The sequence below is a fragment of the Pedobacter sp. 05L430 genome (assembly GCF_056397585.1).
In genome coordinates, this window is sequence record NZ_JBFTNT010000315.1 from 1 (window position 1) to 4,696 (window position 4,696).

Annotated in this window: 4 protein-coding genes; 3 read left to right on the plus strand and 1 reads right to left on the minus strand. The window is 36.4% G+C overall.

Annotated elements, in window-relative coordinates; genetic code table 11:
• The 3 genes from AC1DG9_RS23475 to AC1DG9_RS23485 all read left to right on the plus strand — a co-directional run.
• The coding region (locus AC1DG9_RS23475) for an MlaE family ABC transporter permease (protein ID WP_477635343.1) at nucleotides 1-318 on the plus strand (318 nt) is incomplete at its 5' end.
• Between the two features lie 10 nt (nucleotides 319-328).
• Nucleotides 329-1,099 (plus strand): ABC transporter ATP-binding protein, encoded by a 771-nt coding sequence (locus AC1DG9_RS23480; protein WP_477635344.1) that lies wholly within the window; start codon nucleotides 329-331, stop codon nucleotides 1,097-1,099.
• 5 nt (nucleotides 1,100-1,104) lie between these two features.
• A complete protein-coding gene (locus AC1DG9_RS23485) occupies nucleotides 1,105-2,097 on the plus strand; it encodes an MlaD family protein (protein ID WP_172659131.1) in 993 nt (330 codons plus the stop codon).
• A 15-nt stretch (nucleotides 2,098-2,112) separates the two neighbouring features.
• On the opposite strand, the gene AC1DG9_RS23490 is transcribed toward AC1DG9_RS23485, so the two are convergent.
• On the minus strand, nucleotides 2,113-4,473 hold the full coding sequence (locus AC1DG9_RS23490) for a sensor histidine kinase (RefSeq protein WP_337718164.1): 2,361 nt from the start codon (nucleotides 4,471-4,473) through the stop codon (nucleotides 2,113-2,115).
• Between the last annotated feature and the right edge of the window lie 223 nt (nucleotides 4,474-4,696).

Genomic DNA, 4,696 nt, shown 5'->3' on the forward strand with positions numbered 1-4,696 from the left:
ATTCTTACCTTTTATACCGCTATGGTTGGAATGCTGGGCGCATTACTAAATGTTTCTCTAAGTGAAGGCACAAGCGCAAAGGCATTCTTTCAATCGTCTCTTGAATCGATTACCTTTTTAGACATTACCGCGTCTACTATTAAAGCCGTGATATTTGGTTTTACAATTGGAATGGTGGGTTGCTACCAGGGATATAATTCATCAAAAGGAACTGAAGGTGTAGGTAAAGCGGCGAATTCGGCAGTGGTTATTGGTATGTTCCTTATATTTATCGAGGAAGTAGTTTCCGTACAGTTTTTTGGTTTATTCAGGACTTAATTTTTAAACTATGAAAGAAAAGAAGCCCTTGTCTGAACAAGAAAAAGTAATAGAAATTAATGGCCTGTATAAGTCTTTCGGCAATTACCATGTATTAAGGGGAGTAGATTTAGAACTTTATAAGCGCGAAAACCTGGTTGTGCTTGGAAAGTCAGGTACGGGTAAATCTGTATTGATAAAAATTGTGGTCGGCCTATTAGCCCCAGACCATGGGGATGTTAGGGTACTTAACCAGCATGTTGATCAGATCACTTATAAAGAACTGCTTGCTTTAAGATTAAAAGTAGGATTTTCATTCCAAAACAGTGCATTGTATGATAGTATGACTGTTAGAGAAAACCTGGTTTTCCCTTTAATCAGAAATCAGAAAAAGTTAACAAAGCGAGAAATAACCAGTGCGGTTGAAGAGATGCTGGATGCAGTTGGACTACTCCATACCATTAACCAGATGCCTTCGGAATTATCAGGCGGCCAAAGAAAAAGGATAGGTATTGCCAGAACATTGATCTTACGGCCTGAAATTATGCTTTATGATGAACCTACAGCCGGACTTGATCCGATAACCTGTTTGGAAATCAATAGCCTGATTAATGAAGTACAGGAGCGCTTTCATACCAGTTCGATCATCATTACCCATGATTTAACCTGTGCAAAAGCAGTTGGTAATAGAGTAGCCATGTTACTGGATGGCAAATTTGAGCGTCAGGGTACTTTCGAAGACGTGTTTAATACAAATGATGAACGGGTAAAACCATTTTACGATTACAATTTTATTCAATAGAAATTATGCAGGCAACAGACACACGCCGTAAGATTATAGTTGGAGCGTTTATTCTCCTGGGCATAGCGATATTTATTTTAGGGGTTTTCACATTGGGAAGTCAGAAAAAAGCATTCGTAAAGAGCTTTACAGTTGATGTTGTTTTCAACGATATTCAAGGACTTAAAACCGGTAATAATGTATGGTTTTCCGGTGTAAAAATAGGCACAATAAAAAAGATCCAATTTTATGGTACTTCACAGGTACAGGTTTTCCTTAATATTGAAGAAGAAGCACACAAATACATTCATAAGGATGCATCTGCCAGCATTAGTTCTGATGGACTAATTGGGAATAAAATCATCGTAATTACAGGTGGAACGCCAAAGTTCCCATTTGTAGAGGATGGAGACAGGCTAAGAGTAAATACCACTTTATCGACAGACGACATCATGAAAACATTCCAGGTGAACAACAAAAACCTGGTAGAGGTAACTTCTGATTTTAAGATTCTTGCCAAAAGCCTTGTTGAAGGAAAAGGCACAGCAGGCGCACTACTTACCGACGAACAGATAGCTACTGATTTTAAAGCGATTGTGGTAAACTTGAAGAACACCACAGCATCGGCAAACAAGATGGCAGCAGAATTGGATAAATTCTCAAAAACATTAAATACAAAAGGTGGTTTGGCCGACAAACTGCTTACTGATACTGCTGTTTTTGCCAAACTTCAGGCCTCTGTAAACGAATTACAGAAAACGGCAAGTTCAGCAGCCACACTTACAGAAAACCTGAATAAAGCATCTGGAAAATTAACACAGACAGACAATGCAGTTGGTGTATTGCTAAATGATCAAAAGACTGCAGAGCAGGTAAAATCAATTATGCTAAACATGGAAACCAGCAGCAAAAAGCTAGATGAAAATCTGGAAGCATTACAACATAATTTTCTTTTAAGAGGCTTCTTTAAAAAGAAAGCCAAAGCGGAAGCCGCGGCAGCAGAAACTAAAAAAGAATAATACCAGCCATTGAGGCTATCTAAAGTATATTTTAAAAGTAGTTCCCTTATTTACAACACTACTTACTGTTACTTTACCTCCCATGGCATCAATCTGATTCTTTGTAATAAAAAGCCCTACTCCTTTTGAGTCGGGCTTTTTATTAAAGGTCTTATACAATCCATAAAGTTCTTCGCCATATTTCTCCAAGTCTATTCCTATCCCGTTATCAGAAATCTGTAAAACAGTTTGGGAGTCCTCAATAAAGGAATCCAATTCAACAACCGGATTTCTGTCAGGATGGCTATATCTGATCGAATTAAAAATAAAATTTAATAAAATACTTTCCAGATAGGCAGGATTATAATTCACAATAACATCCTTAGGAACATTATTTTTAATAATGGCATTTTTTAAAACGATTTGATCATTCAATATATCAATGGTTTTATTAATGTAATTACTCAAACTTAGCCGCTCTTTTATCACATCTATACTGGTTTGGATGCTAACTACTTTATTCAAATTCAGCATGGTTTCATTTAACAGGCCTGATACAGTTTTAAGTACTTCAATCAGCTCAATCCTTTCCTCTTCAGAACTGGTCTGCCCTATTAAATTGGTAATAGCCTGAATATTAGAAGTATGCGATCTTAAGTTATGAGAAACGATATACGAAAAATTCAGGAGCCTTTTATTTTGCTCTGTAACCAGGTTAAATGAATGATTTAAGGCATCCTGGGCATGTTTATTCTCTCCCACATCAATCATTATACCCCTTAATAAAACTGGGTTATTATTCTCAGAGATTACGTTTACAATATCTCTTAGCCACACTATTGTCCCGTCCTTAGCAATCATCCTGTATTCAAAGTCATGCTGAATATTTTTTCTGGTAGAAACAGTACAATATTCAATAGCCCAGTCTTTATCATCAGGGTAAATGTGATCGGCCCAGAAAGTTGGAGACGACAACCATTCCTCAACAGAATAGCCTAAAATATCTTCAACCTTTTTGCTAATAAATGTAAATTCAAAAGTATTGGGGTCTGCTTCCCATACAATCCCATCAATGGTATTTATTAAAGATTCGATTCTCAATTGAGAATCCAGAACGATCTTTTCAGCAGCCTTCCGATCAGTAACATCCTCAATAATTACAATGTGGTTGGTTGGTTCACCATTATCATTCCACAAAGGTGTTTCCACAATATTACACCACTTTGTGTACCCCTCTTTGTGCAGATATTTTTTTTGAACTCTATATTCTTTAACACTTCCATTATTAAAATACTTAACATCGGCCCTCACTCCATTTGGGTGATTTGGGAGGGTTATGTTTTGAAAGCTCAAATTCAGCAATTCAGATTCTTTATACCCCAGTATATCACATAATTTCTTGTTCACCTGTAAAAACCTACCATCAGTTGGGGTTACTAAAGCTATACCAATAGCTGCCTGATCAAATATTGTTTTAAATTTTGTTTCTGTATTTATCAGTTTCAATTGCTGACTATCTACCAGGTTCTGTAGCTCAGTAGTTTTTTTAACTACCTGAACAACCAGCAAACTGGATAAAATGGCCAAACCAATACCAAAAAGCAAAGGATATATCAATTGAAAAGGGATTATCCTTTCGTGAGCGTTAATAACATAAAGCTTCCAATTGGTGCCAGCAAAAGATGTAGATTGATGATCTTGACCAAGAAAGTCCCTATCGCCTTTTAAAAAAAACTCCTCTTTTCCGGTAGCTATATCAACATTTGAAAATTGAAAGTAAAAATTATTGTTTTTATTATTATAAACACCAATACTATTAAAGAACGCATCTTGCTTAATCACTACRGCAGAAAAGCCCCAGAACCTATTTTCGCGGTATATCGGTAATCGGCCAACAATCCCCATTCCTCCTTGCTGTAATTCGTAAGGGCCGGCATAATACATCATTTTTGAGGCTATCGATTTGGTAGCCATTAACCTTGATTCTTCAGATTTTTTAAAAAGATCCAGATTCAATGCCAATTCATTGCCTTTCTTTGGATAGAGATACTTTATGATACCGTTAGGTAATAATTCTAACGCCTTATAATCAGAGTTGGATGCTATTAATCTATCCGCAACAGCATCAAAATTCTTTGGAATGCCCTTATCATTTAAGGTCATAGCAAGTGTTAAAGTAGCAGTATAGCCATTGTTCAATACCAATTGAACATTCTGCTTTACTACATTAAGTGCATTGGCCATCTCCAGGCGCCTACCCTCTTTAATTATCTGATATCTCTGAATTACCAATAAGCCTATCAGCAATAGCAAAAAAAAGAACACACACAAGCCAATCACTTTGGGCTTGCCTGACAGCCGCCCAATACACGCTGTAAATTTTTCTTTGAGACGCATCGCTTGTTCTTAAACAAATATAACTTTTTACTAACAAACTATTATCCAAGTTTATTTACTTTAGTAGCTATAAAAGCATATATGATTTTTTTAGAAAACGAACATATAAAAGCATCTTTAACAACTAAAGGTGCAGAACTACAAAAGCTAACGAGCAAAGAAACAGGCAGGAACTACTTATGGGATGGTAATCCGGATTATTGGGGTAAGTTTAGTCCTATAC